This window comes from Sulfitobacter sp. M05, assembly GCF_029285175.1.
In the GTDB taxonomy this organism is placed as follows: Bacteria; Pseudomonadota; Alphaproteobacteria; order Rhodobacterales; family Rhodobacteraceae; genus Sulfitobacter.
In genome coordinates, this window is the sequence record NZ_JABEDH010000004.1 from 51,501 (window position 1) to 70,925 (window position 19,425).

Annotated in this window: 15 protein-coding genes; 10 read left to right on the plus strand and 5 right to left on the minus strand. The window is 58.7% G+C overall.

Translation table 11 applies throughout. The annotated features are described in order from the left end of the window. The first annotated feature begins 71 nt into the window (after positions 1–71). Positions 72–2,498: a mechanosensitive ion channel family protein gene (locus HKX44_RS15740; protein ID WP_276152326.1), complete on the plus strand. Its 2,427-nt coding sequence runs from the start codon at positions 72–74 to the stop codon at positions 2,496–2,498. Between the two features lie 247 nt (positions 2,499–2,745). Here HKX44_RS15740 and HKX44_RS15745 read toward each other — a convergent pair whose 3' ends face one another. From HKX44_RS15745 to HKX44_RS15760, 4 genes are read right to left on the minus strand one after another with little or no spacing between them, the layout of a single operon-like run. Further along, positions 2,746–3,900 (minus strand): ABC transporter permease, encoded by a 1,155-nt coding sequence (locus HKX44_RS15745; protein ID WP_276152327.1) that lies wholly within the window; start codon positions 3,898–3,900, stop codon positions 2,746–2,748. After that, positions 3,897–4,925, minus strand: coding sequence for an ABC transporter permease (locus tag HKX44_RS15750; RefSeq protein WP_276152328.1), 1,029 nt, complete (start codon positions 4,923–4,925; stop codon positions 3,897–3,899). Before HKX44_RS15750 ends, HKX44_RS15745 begins: the two co-directional genes overlap by 4 nt. Continuing rightward, positions 4,922–6,829 carry an ABC transporter substrate-binding protein gene (locus HKX44_RS15755; protein ID WP_276152329.1) on the minus strand — a complete coding sequence of 636 codons (1,908 nt, stop codon included), beginning with the start codon at positions 6,827–6,829 and terminating at the stop codon, positions 4,922–4,924. Before HKX44_RS15755 ends, HKX44_RS15750 begins: the two co-directional genes overlap by 4 nt. Beyond that, positions 6,822–8,591: an ABC transporter ATP-binding protein gene (locus HKX44_RS15760; protein ID WP_276152330.1), complete on the minus strand. Its 1,770-nt coding sequence runs from the start codon at positions 8,589–8,591 to the stop codon at positions 6,822–6,824. Before HKX44_RS15760 ends, HKX44_RS15755 begins: the two co-directional genes overlap by 8 nt. A 184-nt stretch (positions 8,592–8,775) precedes the next feature. On the opposite strand from HKX44_RS15760, the gene HKX44_RS15765 reads away from it, so the two are divergent. The 9 genes from HKX44_RS15765 (at position 8,776) to HKX44_RS15805 (ending at position 18,695) form a co-directional block, all read left to right on the plus strand. Beyond that, complete coding sequence (locus HKX44_RS15765; protein WP_276152331.1) at positions 8,776–9,267, plus strand: class I SAM-dependent methyltransferase; 492 nt, start codon at positions 8,776–8,778, stop codon at positions 9,265–9,267. Positions 9,268–9,520: 253 nt separating this feature from the next. After that, positions 9,521–10,330 (plus strand): IclR family transcriptional regulator, encoded by an 810-nt coding sequence (locus tag HKX44_RS15770; RefSeq protein WP_276152332.1) that lies wholly within the window; start codon positions 9,521–9,523, stop codon positions 10,328–10,330. A 17-nt stretch (positions 10,331–10,347) separates the two neighbouring features. Then, complete coding sequence (locus HKX44_RS15775; RefSeq protein ID WP_276152333.1) at positions 10,348–12,444, plus strand: FAD-dependent oxidoreductase; 2,097 nt, start codon at positions 10,348–10,350, stop codon at positions 12,442–12,444. Then, on the plus strand, positions 12,441–13,616 hold the full coding sequence (locus HKX44_RS15780) for an acetyl-CoA C-acyltransferase (RefSeq protein WP_276152334.1): 1,176 nt from the start codon (positions 12,441–12,443) through the stop codon (positions 13,614–13,616). The genes HKX44_RS15775 and HKX44_RS15780 overlap by 4 nt, the downstream gene beginning before the upstream one ends. An 11-nt stretch (positions 13,617–13,627) precedes the next feature. Continuing rightward, positions 13,628–14,833, plus strand: a complete 1,206-nt coding sequence (locus HKX44_RS15785; protein ID WP_276152335.1) for an acyl-CoA dehydrogenase family protein — start codon at positions 13,628–13,630, stop codon at positions 14,831–14,833. Positions 14,834–14,836: 3 nt separating this feature from the next. Then, positions 14,837–15,970: an acyl-CoA dehydrogenase gene (locus HKX44_RS15790; protein ID WP_276152336.1), complete on the plus strand. Its 1,134-nt coding sequence runs from the start codon at positions 14,837–14,839 to the stop codon at positions 15,968–15,970. 14 nt (positions 15,971–15,984) lie between these two features. Continuing rightward, the gene (locus tag HKX44_RS15795) at positions 15,985–16,410 is read left to right on the plus strand and encodes a PaaI family thioesterase (RefSeq protein WP_276153727.1); all 426 of its coding nucleotides are present in this window, start codon (positions 15,985–15,987) and stop codon (positions 16,408–16,410) included. Next, complete coding sequence (locus HKX44_RS15800; protein WP_276152338.1) at positions 16,407–17,174, plus strand: enoyl-CoA hydratase family protein; 768 nt, start codon at positions 16,407–16,409, stop codon at positions 17,172–17,174. The genes HKX44_RS15795 and HKX44_RS15800 overlap by 4 nt, the downstream gene beginning before the upstream one ends. A gap of 27 nt (positions 17,175–17,201) precedes the next feature. Next, a complete protein-coding gene (locus HKX44_RS15805) occupies positions 17,202–18,695 on the plus strand; it encodes a class I adenylate-forming enzyme family protein (protein WP_276152339.1) in 1,494 nt (497 codons plus the stop codon). 31 nt (positions 18,696–18,726) lie between these two features. Here HKX44_RS15805 and rpe read toward each other — a convergent pair whose 3' ends face one another. Beyond that, positions 18,727–19,416, minus strand: coding sequence for a ribulose-phosphate 3-epimerase (gene rpe / locus HKX44_RS15810; RefSeq protein WP_276152340.1), 690 nt, complete (start codon positions 19,414–19,416; stop codon positions 18,727–18,729). Between the last annotated feature and the right edge of the window lie 9 nt (positions 19,417–19,425).

The following is a 19,425-nucleotide window of genomic DNA, read 5'->3' on the forward strand; positions in this document are numbered from 1 at the left end:
CTGCCAGCTCGTTGCATTGATGTGGCGACTGGCCTAGCCTGTTTCAACCGTCGCAGAACGCGGAGATTTTTATGCGCCTGATTATTTTACTTTCGTTACTGATCGGGCTGTTGCTTGGTCCTTTGAGCGGGATCGCCTCTGCGCAAGGGATCTCTTTTTTGACTGCCCCGCAGGCGCAGGAAAAGAGTGCCGAAGCCAAGATTGAAGACATCATGCAACAGGCGGCCGAGAATGGTGTTGGTGTTGTGGTGATCGACCGCGAGGGCAACCTGCTTCAGCAAGAACCGGAAGAAACGCCGGTTGATGCATCTGAAGGATTTGACGGGTCCGCACTGATGGCCTTGCAAGACAATACGGTGCGGTTTCGCGCCGCATTGATCGACCGTCTTGTCGAGTTGCCGGCCTCATTCAATGAGGTGTTGTATATCTTGCGCGCGGCCAGTCCCACAGGAACGCTTGTCGCCTTTGGTGAGGTGCTGGGCTATAGCCTGCTGCTGTTTGCGGTTGGCGTGCTGTTCGAGCGGGAAATCTATGGCAAACGCATGATGCGCCACATCATAGTGCCGATCATCCGGGAAAACCCCGTCGGGTATAGTGAAAAGATGCCCTTTCTTGTGTTGCGGTTTCTGGCCGGTGTCGGTGGGATAATCGTGTCGATGACGGTGGCCTATGTCATTGGCCTTGTGATTTTCGGCCAGCTTGAAGATTCCGCTTTGCAGTTCACCGCGACGCTGGTCAACACCGGGTATTTCACATGCCGGTTTGTTTCCGGCCTGTGGCGTATGATCCTTTCGCCTTATCTGGCACAGTATCGCGTGCCCGCGCTGAGCGACCGTGACGCGAACCGCCTCTACAACTGGCTGTGGATACTGGCGGTTTTTGACATTTGCACGATGCTTTTCGGTTTCTGGATCGCTGAGTTGGGCCTGAACTACGATGTTTATGCCTTCCTGTCCTCGATCATGTCGGCAGTGATTGTTTTGCTTAATATTCTGATGGTGCTGATCAACCGTCGGGCTATTTCACGGGCCTTGCGCAGCGGGCAAACCGTGGAAGAGACGGGGATGGCCACCCGCGTGTTAAGCCAGATCTGGGCACCCATTGTGATCCTTTACGTGCTGTTTGCCTGGTTCCAGCTGACCTACGACCTTGTATTGGGTAACCCGAACCCCATTCCACTGATTGCAGGCGCGTATGGCATCCTGATCTCGATCATTGTTGTGTACGGCGTGATCAACTATCTGATCGAACGCAGCTTTTCACGTGCCCGCGCCCTGCGCCGGATGAATGAAGTCATGGCTGAGGAAGACGCGCAGGAACAGGCGCTGGAAGCGGCAGAACAACAGGCCGTCGGTCCTGAAGAAATGGCGCGTTTGACCCAAGAGCTGGAAGAGACCCGCGCCGAAGAGGAAGCGGCCCGCAAGGCGATTGCCCCGCGCCACCAATTGAACAGTTTTGAAGGGCTGGCCCGGCGCGTTGCCGGTATTCTGGCCTTTGTCGCCGGGACCTATGCGTTCTTCTATATCTGGGACAATGACAGCGCAGAGATGGTGGAAAGCGCCGCCGACAGGCTGCTAGATATCATGGTCATCATGTTTTTCGGCTATATCATCTATCATGCCTTCCGGATCTGGATTGACACGAAAATCCGCGAGGAAGCCGGTGATCAGGAAGAGGGCGAGCTGGGCGATGAGGGCGGCGGTACCTCGGCCAGCCGATTGGCAACCCTGCTGCCCCTGTTTCGCAATTTCATGCTGATTGTGGTGGTCGTGACAATCGTGTTGATTGTGTTGATGCAGGTGGGCATCAACGTGGGGCCGCTGTTTGCCGGTGCTGGTATTGTTGGCGTGGCGGTCGGCTTTGGCTCGCAGGCGCTGGTGCGCGACATTTTTGCGGGGGCGTTCTTCTTGTTTGATGATGCCTTTCGCAAAGGCGAGTATCTGGACGTAGGTGGGGTAAAAGGCACGGTTGAGAAAATCTCGGTCCGTTCCTTTCAACTGCGCCACCATCTGGGTGCCTTGCACACCATTCCCTTCGGCGAATTGCAGGTGATGACCAATTATTCGCGGGACTGGGTGATTATGAAACTGCCCCTGCGGGTGACCTATGACACGGATGTGGAAAGGGTGCGCAAACTGATCAAGAAATTGGGTCAGGAGTTGCTTGAGGATCCGGTGATCGGTCCTGATTTCATCCAGCCGCTGAAATCTCAAGGCGTGATCGAAATGCAGGACAGTGCAATGATCATCCGCGTCAAGTTCATGACAAAACCCGGTGATCAATGGGTTATTCGCAAGCGAATCTATCAGGATATCCGGGCGTTGTTTGAACGCGAAGGTATCAAGTTTGCCCATCGCGAAGTGACGGTGCGGCTGGCGGATGGCAAAGTTGAGGAGCTGAGCGAGGAAGAACGAAGCACCATCACCGCCGCGGCGCAGGCCTCGATCGAGGAAGAGATGCTTGAGGGCGGCGCAGAACCGGGTGGGGATGACCGCTAGTGACATCTGAGTGGTGCTGCGCCGCGTTGGGTATGTCGGGTTTCGCGGACATTATCCGGTGTGCCTGTGGCATCGGCGGCGCAGTTCGGAGGCGCTGCCTCCGGACCTCCGGAGTTTAGCGGCAAGATGAAGGATATAGCGCCCGACCTTAACCATCATCGCCAATATTCGCGTTCTTGGGCCTTTGGTAAGGTAAGAGGTCTCAGGTTGAAGGCGGGGCTATAGACGTGGCGCGATGCGAGCGTCGTCAGCTTTTGTATGGGTCTAGCGACGCGCGCAGCCCGTCGCCAAGGAAATTGAACGCCAGTACAACCACGATGATCGGCAGCATCGGGATGGCGGTCCACCAATAGATTTCGATGCTCGCAAGGTTTTGCGCGTCGTTCAGCATCACGCCCCAGCTGACCGCAGGGGCGCGCAGGCCGAGACCAAGGAAGCTGAGCGCGGTTTCGCCAAGGATCATTGCGGGGATCGACAGGGTGGCGCTGGCGATCAGATGTGACATGAAGTTGGGCAGCAAATGGCGGCGGATCACGCGCGAGGGTTTGGCACCCATCATTTCAGCCGCCTTTACGTATTCCTCTTCACGCAGGGACAGGAATTTCGAGCGCACCGCACGGGCGAGGCCGGGCCAGTCGAGAATGCCCAGAATGATCGAGATGATAAAGAACACCGCAACTGGCCCCCAGTTTGAGGGCACTGCGGCAGAGAGAGCCAGCCACAGCGGCAGCTCTGGTAGGGAACGCAGGATTTCGATGGCGCGGTTCACGATCCAGTCGGTTTTGCCCCCAAAGTACCCGGCCATCGCGCCAAAGGTGATGCCCAGCAGGAACGACACCGTGATGCCGATCAGGCCGACGGTTAGTGACAGTTGCGCGCCATACAGGATGCGGCTGAAGACATCGCGGCCCAGCCGGTCAGAGCCCCAAAGGAACACGGTCGCCCCTTGAGGCGCGCAGAACAGATGGGTGTCCGAGGCAATGAGGCCAAACAGCCGGTAGGTTTGCCCTTCGCAGAAAAACTCCAGCGGCATTGGTGTGGTTTCATCGGTGCTATAACGCCATTGGAATTGCTCCAGATCGGCCTCGGCAGTGGTGGGATAGACAAAAGGCCCAACAAAGCGGCCCTCGTGCCACAGGTTAATGCTCTGCGGGGGCGCATAGAGGTAATCGGCGCTGCGCTCGTTCGGGGTGTAGGGGGCAATGAAACCCGCGATCGGCAGGATCAGATAACAGGTTAGCAGGAAGAGGCCCGAAACCAACGCCAGCTTGTGGCGGCGGAATTTGCGCCAGACCAGAAGCCATGCGGGCGCATCCATGTCAGAGCGTTCCGGCGCGCTGATGTCGGTTTCGTCCTGCCACGGTTCTGGATCGACATAACGGTTATCTGGATGCCCGGTCATGTGTTGCGATCCCCATAACGAATTCGCGGGTCCAGCAGGACCAGCAGCAGATCAGAGATCATCGTGCCGATCAGCGTCAACATGGCGACGAACATCAACACGAAGGCTGCAAGGAATTGATCCTGCGATTTCAGCGCGGTCAGCAATGAGGGGCCGATAGTTTGCAGCCCCAGCACAACCGAAACCAGAACCGACCCCGATACCATCGCCGGCAGCAGGTTGCCGATGTCTGCGACGAAAGGGTTAAAGGCCATACGCAGAGGATACTTTGTGAGCATCTTGGCCGGGCCCAATCCTTTGGCCTTGGCGGTTTCAACATAGGGTTTGCTCAACTCGTCCAGCATATTGGCCCGCAGCCGTTGCATCATGGCCGCCGCCCCCGAAGTGCCGATCACAAAGGTGGGAACAATCATATGCAGCAGGATGGATTTGACCTTTCCCCATGTCATAGGCTCGCCTTCGAAGGCGGGATGCATCAGCCCGCCAATCGGCAGGTCGAAGTATTTGTTGCCGTAGTAGAACAGGATCAAGGCCAGCAGAAAGTTCGGCGTGGCCAGCCCCAGATAGCCGACAAAACCGGCGGTGTAATCCACCCATGTTTCAGATTTTGCGGCGGCCAGAACGCCCAGCGGCAAGGCGACGGCATAGACAAACAGCACCGCGGCAAGGTTGACCAGCACGGTCAGCCATAAAGCATCCCCAACGATGTCACCGACGGGGCGGTCAAATTCAAAGGACCAGCCAAAGTCCCCCTGAAGCAACCCTGAAAACCCGTTTGGCCCGGGCATCATCCCGACCCAGATGAAATATTGTTCCCAAAGGGGGCGGTCCAACGCATATTCGGTCCGCAGGAATTCGGCCTTGGCGACACCTTCGGCCTGACCGGTGGCACGCAATTCAGCAATTTGGTTGGAAAGATAATCACCGGGGGGCAGGTTGATGATGATCCAGACCATGATCGATACGATCCAAAGGGTCAGCAGCATCGTCAACAGCCGGTTGGCCGCGTAGCGCAAAAGCATCATTGCGTCACCTGCATGAATGCATCGTCGAAATAGAATTCATCCACTCTATGGACCCCGAAATGTGCCCCCGGATCATAGGCCCAGACGGCCTTTTCCGGCACGTTGCGCAGATGTTTTGACACCACAACCGGTTGCGGTGCTTCCGACAGGATGCCAATGGCGAATTGCTGGTCTGCATGGATGGCCAGCATCTCGCGCCAGATTGCCTTGCGGTTTGCCGGATCGGTTGTATGCGCCCAGTCGTCCGCCAGCTGCATCAGCCGTTTCGCGGGCTCCATATCGGGCGGCATGCCGGCACTGCCGGCGGTGGCGTAATATTGCCCCCATTTTGGCCATGCAAAAAACTCCTGATTGGTCGGAGCCAGATATTTGGGCGAGGTTGCCGCCGTGGGCAGCCCGTTGTCCCAGCCAAACCAGATCGCGGCCATGCTGACCCCGGCATAGACCCGGTTGCGCAGAATATCACGGTCCAGCGGGCGCATCACCAGCTTGATGCCGATCTCGCGCCAAGTGTCAGTGACAATCGCCAATGCGTTTTCAACTTCTTGTCGTTCGCCGGCGGTTTCAATGACAAATTCCATCGGGCGGCCATCTGGCAAAAGCCGGAGGCCGGCATGGTTGCGGTCCTTCAATCCCATGTCATCGAGTAGGGCATTGGCCGCGGGGATATCCATTTGCGACCATGCCAGTAAATCGCCGTCTTCATGCAGCGGGCTGGACGACAGGGCGGTCATGCCCCCCTCCTTGCCAAGGCCGAAATACAAGGCGCGGTTGATCATGCGCCGGTCGATGCCAAGGCTCAGAGCGCGGCGGAACCGCACATCGCGCATCACTTGGCGCCAGACCGGGTCATTGAAATTCAGGTTCGGATAGATTGCAATCTGGCTTGCAACGCCACTGGCCCAGATCAGCGTGCGGTAATTGCCGCCATCGGCTTCGCCTTTCTTGAGGATGGACACATCCGGAAAATCAAGGCCGCGTGCCTGCAAATCGACCTCGCCGGCATTGGCCTTGGCCGCGACCAGCCCGCCGCCCACAATCGTCATGTTCACCACGTCGATATAGGGAAGTTGCACGCCGCGCGCGTCGATCCGGTGGTAATAGGGATTGCGCACGAACAGCTGGCGCGAGCTGCGTCCGCTGGCATTGATCCATGGCTGTAATGTTGGCTGGTCGGGATTGTCGTATTTGTACATGTTGTCGCGCTTGTTGTGCAGCGCAGCCCAGCTTTTCACCCGTGCGCGGCGCACTTCTTCTGCCAGCGCCTCGGTTTCGGCAAAATCAACGTGAAACTGTTTCAGATAATGCGCCGGTCGATAGATGAAGGGCGGGGCAGCCTGCGCCAACAAGGGCAGGAAGTTTGAGTTTGGTGTGTCCCATTCAAAGATCACGGTGTGATCATCGGGAAAGGTGACGCGGCCCAATTGCCCATCAACCACCATAAATTCAGGCGGTCCCGAAGGTGTGATTTCAGCGTTGTTCACCACCTTTTCCCACCAATAGCGGAAATCCGCAGAGGTGAAAGGCATCCCATCGGACCAGCGGTGGCCCGGCCGAAGATGCAGTATGAACTTGCGGTCCTTGATCACCTCAACATCGCGCAGGATGTCGGGGTAAAGCACGTAGTCAGGGCCGTAACCGACCAGCCGCGCATACCCGTATACCACCATCTGGCGCACGTCCTTGGAACGGGTAACCAGGGTGCGCAGGGTGCCGCCCGGTGTGCCAAAGCTGCGCCCCTTTGCCTCAAGATCAACCACCAGCGGCGTATCCGGCACGCGTTCACCGACGGGCGGCAGGTTCCCGGCGGCAACTTCCTGCGCCCAGAATGTGGCTTCCTGCAATGGGGGTTGCGCAAAGGCCGGTGCGGCAAGAACCGCAAGAAGAATAAGAAGCTTACGCATGGCAGCGCACCTTATGGCCCGGCTCCAGTTCGCGCAAGGCCGGTGCGCTTGTGCCGTCAAACCGGTATTTGTCCGGCCAGCTGGTCGAGGCTCCGGCCCCTTTGGCAACCAGATCAAGGTTGATCGGGCGGGTTACATCCGGTTCGGGCTGGGCGGCAATCAGGGCTTTGGTATAGGGGTGTTGCGGATTGTAGAACAGGGTGTCGGGCGGGGCCTGCTCAACGATCACACCGGCCCGCATCACCGCCACCTCATCCGCAATACGTGCCACCACCGCCAGATCGTGACTGATGAACAGATAGCTTAACTTTGCGCGATCCCGGATGTCTTCTAGCAGGGTCAGGATTTGATCCTGAACAGAGACGTCCAAAGCGCTGGTCGGCTCGTCACAGATCAACAGTTTCGGGTCCAAGGTCAGGGCGCGCGCAACCGAAAGCCGCTGTCGCTGTCCGCCGGAAAACGCATGAGGATACCGGTGCAGCATGTCAGGGTTTAATCCGACCAGACGCAACATCTCTGCGGCTTTTTCCTTGCGGTCGCGCCGGTTGCCCATGGCGTGAATTTCCATCGGTTCCACCAATGCCTCAAGCACACGCATGCGCGGGCTGAGCGAGGAATAGGGATCCTGAAACACCATCTGCGCCTGCCGTTGAAAGGCGGTGCGCTGGGTGCGGTCCATGTCATGGACGGGCAGGGCAGGTTCGCCGGCGACAGGCCGAAACAGCACTTCGCCACCGGCATCAGGGCGCTCTGCCCCCAAGGCGACCCGCGCACAGGTTGTTTTACCCGATCCGCTTTCGCCCACCACCGCCAGCGTTTTGCCACGTGGCACTTGCAGGTTCACATCGCGACAGGCGGTGATCGCAACAGGGGCCCGCCAGCCGCTGGCCCGCATGGTATAGGTTTTGGTTACGCTTTTAAGATCGAGGATCACATCGTCATAGGCCAGTTCTGGGGCCGGAGTGGCGACGGTCGGGATCATCGGCGCGGCGGCAAAAAGCTTGGCCGTATACCCATGGGCAGGGGTGGTCAGTACATGTTCGGCGCGGCCCGCTTCCATGACGCGGCCTTTGTTCATCACCACCACCTGCTGTGCCATATTGGCGACCACACCCAGATCATGGGTAACCAGTATTACCGCCATGCCGGTGTCTTGTTGCAGGGTGTTTATCAGCCCCAGCACTTGCGCCTGCGTCGTGACATCCAACGCGGTTGTCGGTTCATCTGCGATTAGTAATTCGGGCTGCGCCACCATGGCCATCGCAATCATTGCCCGTTGGCGCATACCGCCTGACATTTCAAAGGGATAGCTGGAAAAAGCCCGTTCTGGATCGACAAAGCCAACCTTGTCGAATTGCGCCAATACCCGTGTTTTTGCCTCGCGCGCGCCCATGTCACGGTGAATGCGCAGCACTTCGCTGACCTGATCCCCCAGCCTGTGCAGCGGCGATAAGGACCGCATCGGCTCTTGAAAGATCATCGCAATCCGGTTGCCGCGAATGGCGCGCATCTGAGGTTCGGCGCAGCCCAGTATGTCCACTGGCCCCTCTTGGCCGGCAAATGTCACTGACCCGCCCCTGATCTGTGCGGCTTCGGGCAAAATCCGCAATGCGCTGCGGCAGGTCAGGGTTTTGCCCGATCCGCTTTCACCGACCAGCGCCAGTGTCTCTCCTGCGGACACGGAAAAGCTGACGTCGCGCACCACAGGGGGGGCATCGCCAAAACCGATCGTCAATCCGTCTACGTCCAGCAAAGAGGTCATTCAGGTCCTTACAATAGGGGCCGGTGTCCAGATTCGGAGTGAAGCCGATTTGCGCCGACCCGTCCAGCAAGGAAACGGATCACAGCGATGTGCCCTTGCGGCCACTGGCCGCTGTCGGGGCATTCAGGTTACACAGGCACCCAGATGGGGCATTACTTGCTTCGCTCAGCAAAAAGGAACTTCCATGAGTCGTCTTGACCACTTTATTAACAGAATGGTGTCGCAGCGGGCCTGCCTGGACTACGCCATCAATCAGACCGCGTCGCTGGGCGGGCCGGCGTTCGAACTGGGGCTTGGCAATGGGCGCACCTATCATCACATGATCGAGAATATGCCCGACAGGCCGGTCTATGTCTTTGAGCGTGCAGTGGCCTCGCATCCGCAAAGCACACCGCCGGATGACATGCTGATCCTTGGGGATGTGAATGACACGCTGGTGCAGGCCCGCGCGCGGTTCGGGGCATCGGCATCGTTGATCCATGCTGATCTGGGCGGGCATGACCGGGCCAAGAACGACGCCTTTGCGCGGGTGGTGTCCCCGCTCGTCGAGCCGTTACTGGCTTCCGGCGGCCTGATGGTGGCCAGCGACCGGATGTATTTCGAGGCGCTGACGGAACTGGCGCTGCCCGAGGGGGCCGTTCCTGGTGCCTGTTTTATCTACGGCCACGCGACGTAGGGTCAGGACCCGAACGTTTTTTTGGTTTCGTGTCAGCCGGTGCCAATTGGCACCGGCCTTTCTGTCTGCTGTGCGACTGGCGTGATGCCCAAGGTATGTTTAGTCCCGCGCCCTTGAAACGTGACGGCACAGTTTCCTGTTCCCAGAGCCCCCTTGCATGAATCACAAGGGGTCTTTACGTCTTGTCGATAGAAGCGAAATAAAGTTTCGCTATGTGAAACAAGTGGGGCGCAAGCTTGCAAAAGAGCAGAACATGCGGATCATCTCGGGCGACGGGGCCGGCGCGATGAACGCCGAAACCACAGACCGCAAGTTTGCCAATACGCTGGGGCGGGGCCTTGGTATTTTGCGCGCGTTTCATGCAAGCGATAACGGTTTGACCCATGCTGAAATCGCCGCCCGGACGGGGCTGCCCAAACCCACCATTTCCCGACTTACTTATACCCTGTGCGAGCTTGGCTATCTGGCCCATGGCGGGCGGAACGAACGGTTCCGGCTGGGGCCGGCGGCGGTAGCGCTGGGGTCGGTGGCGTCTCTGTCCAACAGTTTTGTTGATCTGGCGTCCGACACAATGCAGCGGCTGGCGGATGCAACCGGCACGCTGGCCTTGATTGCCGTGCGTGACGGCACGCGGATGCTGCTGGTGAAAACCTGGCGTCCGACTGGCGCATCGACGATCTGGCTGGACCCGGGCCAGCGCATTCCGGTTTTCGGCTCATCTTCCGGACTGGCGGTGTTGGCCACTATGGACGCTGAGAAGTTCGCGGCCCTCGATGAAAGCACCGAGATGGCACAGTTCCGGCAGGAGGGTTTTGACCAATTGATCGGTCAAGGTTTTGCCGTGGCCCCGGCACCCACCCGGTATGCCAGCACAGTGAGCGCGGTCAGCGTGCCATATTTTGCAACCGAATTTGGCGAAAGCGTCGCCTTTACCTGCGGAGCTCTGCCGCGCGATCTGCCAGATGCGCGGATCGTGGCTGAAGTCGGGCCCGCCCTTAGAGACGCGGTGCGCCGCCTTGAACACCGGACCGGACATGCGCCTGCGCTGGCCCGTCGTGGTTGAACCCCCAGGAGAACGAAATGACAGATAAAATCGCCTATACCCGCCATGACGATATCGCCGTGCTGCGCATCCAGAACCCGCCGGTGAATGCCTTGTCCCAAGCCGTACGTCAGGGATTGTGGGATGCCATGGACCGCGCCGAAGCGGATGACGGTGTGCGCGCGGTGCTGATTGTGGGCGCGGGACGTGCCTTTATCGCCGGAGCGGATATCACCGAATTTGGCAAACCGCCGATGGAGCCACATCTGCCGGTTCTCTGTGCCCGGATCGAAGCATCGCCGCTGTTGGTGGTTGCGTCGATGCATGGGGTGTCGCTGGGCGGCGGACTGGAGGTCGCACTTTGTGCGCATTACCGCGTCGCGCAACCATCTGCCCGTGTCGGCCTGCCTGAAGTACATCTGGGGCTGATCCCCGGTGCCGGTGGCACCCAGCGTCTGCCGCGTTTGACGGGGGCAGAGCCGGCGCTGGACATGATCACAAGCGGTCGTCAGGTCAAAGCTGCTGAGGCGCTGGAACTGGGTGTGGTGGATCGCGTCAACGAAGGCGATCCCGAAGCGGTTGGCCTTGCCTATACACGTGATTTGCTGGCCGAGGGTGCGCAGCCGCGCCCGGTCAGCGCCTTGCCTGCAGCACCAGCCATCGACTGGGATGCGACCTATGAGGCGGTGCTGAAAAAGGGCCGTGGCCAGATCAGCCCGGCAACCGCCGTGCGCGCTGTTCAGGCCGCCAGCGAAATGTCTTTTGCTGATGGCATGGCCAAGGAACGTGAATTGTTCATGGAGCTGATGGGAACAGATCAGCGTCAGGGCATGATCCACGCGTTCTTTTCAGAGCGTGCGGTGGGCAATCTGCCTGAGCTAAAGGGGGTTGCACCACGTGAATTGAAGGCCGTTGGCGTGATCGGGGGCGGCACCATGGGGGCGGGGATTGCCACGGCGGCGCTGTTGTCCGGGTTTGAAGTTGTCCTGATTGAAATGACCGCCGAAGCTGCCGAGGCCGCCCATGGCCGGATCAGCGGTAACCTGTCGGGTGCCTTAAAGCGCGGCAAGATCAGTCAGGAAAAATTCGACACGCTGACCCAAAAGGCGCTGGTTGTGTCAACGTCCTATGACAGCCTGAACAACGTTGATTTGGTGGTCGAAGCGGTTTTTGAAAACATGGACGTCAAGAAAGAGGTCTTTGGCAAACTGGATGCCGTTTGCAAACCGGGCTGTATCCTTGCTTCTAACACCTCGTATCTGGATGTTGATGAAATTGCGGCTTCTACTGCGCGCCCTGCGGATGTGATCGGGCTTCATTTCTTCTCGCCGGCGCATATCATGAAGCTGCTTGAAGTGGTTGTCGCAAAGGAAACCGCCTCTGATGTTGTCGCGACCGGTTTTGCGTTGGGCAAGGCGCTGGGCAAAATTTCGGTGCGTGCGGGTGTGTGTGACGGGTTTATCGGGAACCGCATCCTTGCCACCTACCGGACCGCCGCGGATCACATGGTGCTGGACGGCGCATCGCCCTATCAGATCGACAAGGCATTGGTGAACTTCGGTTTTGCCATGGGGCCATTTGCCGTGGCCGACCTTGCCGGGCTCGACATCGGTTGGATGACCCGCAAGCGCAAAGCGCCGCACCGCCACCCGGCAGAGCGGGTGCCGACCTATATTGATCACCTGTGCGAGGATGGTCACTTTGGCCAGAAAACCGGAGAGGGGTATTATATCTATGCGGCCGGTAAACGTGCAGGTGTGCCGAACCCCAAAATTGCCGAACTGGTCGCAGCGGAACAGGCAAGCCTGGGAATTACGCCGCGTCCTTTCACCGATGAAGAGATTGTGCGTCGCTACATGTGTGCCATGGTTAATGAAGCCGCGAAAGTCGTTGGTGAAGGCATCGCGCGCCGTCCGCTGGACGTCGATATGACGCTGCTCTTTGGCTACGGCTTTCCGCGCTATTGGGGGGGACCCATGAAATGGGCCGATATTCAGGGTCTGCCGGAGGTTCTGGCGGATATCGAAAGCTATGCTGCTGAAGATGCCTGGTTCTGGCAACCCGCCCCGCTCTTGAAAACACTGGTCGCCGAAGGGCGCACTTTCGATGACATGAACAAGGACGCCGCCAAATGAAACAAGCAGTTATCGTCTCAACCGCCCGCACAGGCCTCGCGAAGTCTTTTCGCGGCTCGTTGAATATGACCCATGGGGCCACGATGGGGGGGCACGTGGTGGAACACGCGGTCGCACGCGCGGGCCTTGATCCGTCCCAGATCGAAGACGTTGTTATGGGGTGCGCCACACCCGAAGGGGCGACCGGTGGCAATATCGCCCGACAGATTGCCCTGCGCGCCGGATTGCCGGTCACGGCGGCAGGTGTCACGGTCAACCGCTTTTGTTCGTCTGGTTTACAAAGCATCGCGATGGCGGCAAATGCGATCACGCAAGAAGGCGCAGGGCCTATGGTTGCCGGCGGTGTCGAAAGCATTTCGATGACGGGTCAGCATTCCATCAGCGTCAAGGATGCATGGCTGAAAGAGCACAAACCCGCCGTTTACATGACGATGATCGAAACCGCAGATATTGTCGCCCAACGCTATGGCCTGAGCCGTGAATATCAGGACGAATTCGGCCTGCGCAGCCAGCAGCTGATTGCTGCCGCGCAGGAAGCGGGCAAGTTTGATCACGAAATCGTGCCGATGAAAACCACCATGGGTGTGCAGGATAAAGAGACCAAGGAAATCTCCTATCACGAGGTCACCGTGGACCGGGATGAATGTAACCGCCCGGGCACAACCCTGGACGGTTTGGCGGGTCTTGCGCCTGTGCGTGAAGGTGGTTTTGTCACAGCCGGAAACGCAAGCCAGTTGTCGGATGGTGCCGCCGCAGTGGTTGTGATGGACAGTAGAGAGGCTGAAAAACAAGGGCTTGAGCCGCTCGGCGCGTTCAAGGGCTTTGCGGTTGCGGGCTGTGAACCCGATGAGATGGGGATTGGCCCGATCTATGCCGTGCCGCGTTTGTTGGAACGTCATGGTCTTACGGTGGATGACATTGACCTGTGGGAATTGAACGAGGCCTTCGCATCGCAATGCCTCTATTCCCGTGATACGCTGGGCATCGACCCCGAAAAATACAACGTCAACGGCGGCTCTATCGCGATTGGCCACCCGTTCGGCATGACAGGCGCACGCTGCACCGGTCATCTGTTGCTTGAAGGCAAGCGGCGCGGTGCAAAACTGGGTGTTGTGACGATGTGCATCGGCGGTGGCATGGGTGCTGCCGGCCTGTTCGAAATCTATTCATAAGGAATGCGAAAATGGACCTGAATTATACCGACGAAGAAAAGGCATTCCGCGAAGAAGTCCGTCGCTTTCTGGCCGAGAAACTGCCGAAAGAACTGCGGGACAAGGTTGCCGGAAGCGATGGTGACACGCTGACCAAAGCGGACATGGAGCGCTGGCACGGCATCCTGAATGCGCAGGGGTGGCTGGTTCCGAACTGGCCCAAGAAATTTGGCGGTGCCGAATGGAACGCGGTGCAAAAACACATCTTTGAAGAAGAGGCCGCCGCCGCAGATGCGCCCCGCATCGTGCCCTTCGGTTTCTCGATGCTGGCCCCTGTGTTGCATAAATTCGGTTCGCAGGAACAGAATGACTATTGGCTGCCGCGGATGCTGAACGGCGACGATTGGTGGTGTCAGGGCTATTCCGAACCGGGTGCCGGTTCCGATCTGGCCTCGCTGAAAACCACAGCGGTTAAGAACGAGGCGGGCACACATTACGTCGTGAACGGTCAGAAAACTTGGACGACACTGGGTCAGCACGCCAATATGATTTTCTGTCTGGTGCGTACGAACAAGGACGTGAAACAACAAGAAGGCATTTCCTTCCTGTTGATCGACATGAACACGCCGGGTATCGAAGTGCGCCCGATCATCCTGTTGGATGGTGTTCACGAGGTGAACGAGGTTTGGTTTACCGACGTTGAAGTGCCGGTCGAGAACCTTGTTGGCGAAGAGAACAAGGGCTGGACCTATGCCAAATACCTGCTGACTCACGAGCGCACGAATATCGCCGGTGTCGGGTTTTCGCAGGCAGGTCTGAACACGGTCAAACGCCTGGCGAAATCTGAAATCGCCAATGGCAAACCGTTGATCCAGAATCCGCATTATGCAGCGCGTGTGGCGCAGGTCGAGATTGATTTAAAGGCCATGGCAACCACCAATATGCGCATCATTTCAAAGGCTGCCGGGGGCGGAACACCGGGCATCGAAGCATCCATGCTGAAGGTAAAAGGCACGATTATCCGTCAGGAAATCAATGATTTGGCCCGCCGTGCTGCCGGTGTATATGCGATGCCATTCGCATCCGAGGCGGTGGACGGGTCCAACGCGGGGCTGCCTGATCCACTGGGCGCCGGTCCGGTTGCCGCGAAGTATTTCAACAACCGCAAACTGTCGATCTTTGGCGGATCGAACGAAATCCAGCGCGGTATCATCGCCAAAGTAAGCATGGGGGGCTGAGCCATGAATTTCGAGCTGACAGAAGAGCGGCAAATGCTGCAAGACACGCTGCGCCGTTTCCTGCGGGATCGCTATGACACTGCAACGCGCAATACGATTTTGGACAGTGAAACCGGCATGTCCGGTGAAATCTGGAACGAACTGGCCGAATTGGGTGTGATTGGTGCGCTGTTCACCGAAGAGCAGGGCGGCTTCGGTGGCAAAGGCTTTGATCTGGCCGTGGTCTTTGAGGAGCTGGGCCGCGCAGGCGTGGTCGAGCCGGTACTGGACACGGCTGTTCTGGCCGGTGGTCTGGTTGCCGATTTGGGCAATGAAACACAGGCCGCGCTGGTCGAGGAGATCATCGCGGGTGGTTGTCAAATGGCCTTTGCCCACGGTGAACCGAGAAGCCGCTATGACCTGAACCTCGTGCAAACCAGCGCCAAGGCTGACGGCGACAACATCGTGCTGAACGGTCACAAGGCCGTGGTGATCAACGCGGAGGCGGCGGACCACCTTGTCATTTCAGCGCGGGAAAGCGGTGAACCCGGCGATGAGGCGGGCATTTCTCTGTTTCTGGTTCCGGCGGACACCAAGGGCATCACGGTTCAGGGTTATGCCTTGCTTGCCGGTGGCCGCGCTGCTGAGGTGATGCTGGATGACGTCACGGTTCCGGCTTCTGCGCGGCTTGGCAAAGCCGGTGGCGTTTTCGGGGCTATTGAGGCGCGTACCGCTGCGGCTTCGGTTGCCCAATGTGCTGAAACTTTGGGTGCGATGGAAACGGCAACGGCGTTGACCAAAGACTATCTGATGACACGCAAACAGTTTGGTCGTCCGATTGGCACGTTTCAGGCCCTCGCACACCGGATGTCCGATTTGCTGATCGAAATGGAACAGGCGCGTTCCGCAGTGATCAATGCAGCGGGCCATCTGGAAGGTGACCGCAAGACCCGCGAGGTAAATGTGTCGGCCACGAAGAACCTGATGGGCCGTGCCGGCCGTCTGGTAGCCGAGGACAGCATTCAGATGCATGGCGGTATCGCGATGACGCAGGAATATGAACTGGCCCATATCGCCAAACGTATCATCATGAGTGATCACCGTTTCGGGGATACCGATCACCACCTTGAGCGGTTCATCGCCCTTGCTGCTGCGTGAGCGGGCAGTCTGACGTGAACCCACTGCCGGATGAAGCCTATCTGATCCGCGACGAGACAGGCACGCAAACGCTGATCGGGTATGTCGTTGACATATCCGATCCGCCTTATGCGAAGTGCTGGCTTGATGTCGGGCCGCAACACACCAACCGGCACAATGTCCTGCACGGCGGCATTACAGCTTGCCTGCTGGACAATGCCAGTGGCACGGCAGGTTCTTTGACGGTTGATCCGTCTGGCACCGCGCCGTTCCTGACCATATCCATGACCACGCAATACATCGCGCCGGGCCGTCCCGGCTGGGTTAAGGCCACCGGTACGGTTACCGGCGGCGGGCGTAGTCTGCTGTATATCAACGCTGTGCTGACCCATGTGGACGGCACGGTCATCGCCACCTCGACAGGGGTGTTCAAACGGGTCCCGCAGGAGAAACTGACATGAGCGCAAGGATCGAGGACGCAGGCGACCGCCTGATTATCTGGAACGGCAATGCCGCCAAACGCGGGGCGCTGTCGCCCGAATTGTATGACTGTATTCAAACGGCAGTGAAACAGGCACAGGAACCGCGCATCCGTGCTGTGATCCTGACCTCCGAAGGCGAATTCTTCTGCGCCGGCGGCAACTTGAATGTGCTGATAGAACGCCGTCAGATTTCCGAAGCGGAACGCCGCGTGAAAGTTGACGAATTGCATGATGTGCTGCGCAGTATCAGGGCCTGTCCGGTGCCGGTAATTGCCGCAGTCGAAGGCGGTGCCGCCGGGGCCGGGCTTAGCATTGCCTTGGCCTGTGATCTGATTGTGGCGGCGAAAGACGCAAAATTCACAGCGGCTTATGTCAAGGCGGGCCTTGTGCCTGACGGTGGATTAACCTCTGCAATGGCGCGTCTCTTGCCGCGTCCGCTGGCCATGGAAATGTGCCTGATGGGCCGTCCTGTGATGGCGACACGGTTTGCTGAATTGGGGGCAGTCAACCGACTGGTCACAAAGGGTAAAGCGATGGAAGAGGCCATGGCCCTGGTCGATCATCTGGCCGCTGGCCCGCGCGAGGCGCAGGGCGTGATCAGAGGGCTGGTGTCACAAGCCTATGAGGCCACCGAAGGAGAACAACTGGACGCGGAGCGGGATGCCATGGCGGCTGCTGCCGGCAGGGACGAAGCCGCCGAAGGCATCGCTGCATTTCTTGAAAAACGACCAGCGGTTTACTGACACCCGCATGGAAAGGGAGAGACATCGATGGCAAGGGTAGAGGCATTTCTGGCAGGGCAAGTTGCCGCGCGACCGGATGCGATGGCGTTGACCGACAGTATTGGCACCGCCTGGCGTTTTGCCGATCTGGACCGTGCCAGTGATGCGCTGGCCGAGGTGTTGCGCGGGGCCGGGGTTGCGGCCAACGACCGTGTCTTGATGCTGTCCGAGAATTGCGCCTCTGCCATCGCAACCCTGTTTGCCTGTTGGAAGCTGGACGCGGTGGTGATCCCTGTGAATGCCCGCCAGACCGCAGCCGAAGTTGCGCGTATTGTCGATCATGCCACCCCCGCCGCAATCTTGATGACAACTGCCGTTTCCAAAGATGCGCAGGCCCATGCCGACCGGATGGGCGCAGAGAAGCAGACGGGGGCATTTGGCACGATGCACCTGGCTGCGCTGCCGACTAACCCGGATGCAGACCTGCATGATGTCGCGACGCTGCTTTACACCACTGGGACTACTGGCGACCCCAAGGGGGTGATGTTGACCCATGACAATATGCGTTTTGGCGGGATGGCCTCGTCGAACCTGCGCAATATGACGTCAGCTGACGTGGTTTACGGGGTGTTACCGCTGACCCATGTGTTTGGGTTGGTCTCGGTCATTACGGCGGCGTGTTACGCTGGTGCAACGGTCCAGCAGGAAGCACGGTTTTCGGCGAAGGGCCTGTACGAAGCTGTGATGAACGGGGTAACCGTTCTGCCTGCCGTGCCGCAGATGCACGCATTGGTTATGCAATACAGCAAAGAGCAGGGCTTGAGCAAACTTGCCTCGCCCAGTCTGCGCTATGTCTCTTCAGGCGGTGCGCCGCTCGATCCGGCATGGAAACGCAAGGCAGAAGCCTTTTACGGACTGCCTTTGCAAAACGGTTTTGGCATGACCGAGACCTCCTCGGGCGCGTCGGCCACGGATAACGAACTGGGGTCGCCGGATATATCGGTCGGACCAAAAACACCGGGCACCGAGGTCAGGGTTGATGATCAGGCCGCTGGCGGCGATGGCGCGGGCATCGGCGAAATTTTGGTCCGCGGGCCCCATGTGATGAAGGGGTATTACCGCAATCCGGCAGAGACCGCCAAGGCGCTTGATGCAGAGGGTTGGTTACGCACCGGAGATTTGGGCAAAATTGACGAAATCGGTCATATCCACATTCTGGGCCGGTCCAAGGAATTGATCATTCACGGCGGGTTCAACGTCTATCCCCCCGAAGTTGAGGCGGCGTTCAACGATCACCCGCAGGTGATCCAGTCTGCTGTGATCGGGCGGATGAAGGACGGCGACGAGCAGGTGTTGGCCTTTGTCCAGATTGCCGATGGCGATCACGTCGAAGTTGAAGATCTGCGCAGGTTCGTGGCAGAGCGTCTGACCGGATATAAACGCCCCAGTCAGATTATCATCGGCACGGTTTTGCCGGCCGCCCCGACGGGAAAAATCCTCAAACATAAACTGCTTGAGGCCTTTGCGGACCAGCTGACGTAGCAGCTGGTCTGCCGGCGATTGGCGGGGCGGTTTAGGCGTAGACCCCGTTGGCCGCTTCGCGAATGGCCTTGATGTTGGCACCATAGGGGGCGGGATCACTGACTGATCCGCCTTTGAATACGGCAGAGCCGGCGACCAGAACATCAGCGCCGGCTTGTGCCACGATAGGGGCGGTGTTCACATCAACACCGCCGTCGATCTCGATGTGGACCGGGCGGTCACCGATCATCTGGCGCAGGGTTTTGATCTTGTCACTCATGTCGATGAATTTTTGGCCGCCGAACCCGGGGTTCACGGTCATCACACAGATCAGATCGGTCAGGTCCAGCAGATGCGCAACACTTTCCGCCGGGGTGCCGGGGTTCAGGGCAAGCCCGGCTTTTGCGCCAGTGGCGCGAATGGCCTGCAAGGTGCGGTGAATATGCGGTCCTGCTTCGATATGGGCGGTGATCACATCAGCACCGGCCTGGGCAAAAGCCTCGATATAGGGGTCAACTGGTGCAATCATCAGATGCACGTCCATCACACCTTTTATATGCGGGCGGATTGCAGCGCAGGTGGCGGGGCCAAAGCTGATGTTGGGGACAAAGTGGCCGTCCATCACATCGACATGGACCCAATCGGCCCCCTGTGCTTCGACGGCGGCGCATTCAGCCCCGAAGTTGGCAAAGTCGGCGGCAAGAATGGAAGGGGCGATTTTGATGCTGCGATCGAAGGTCATAGGGAAGGC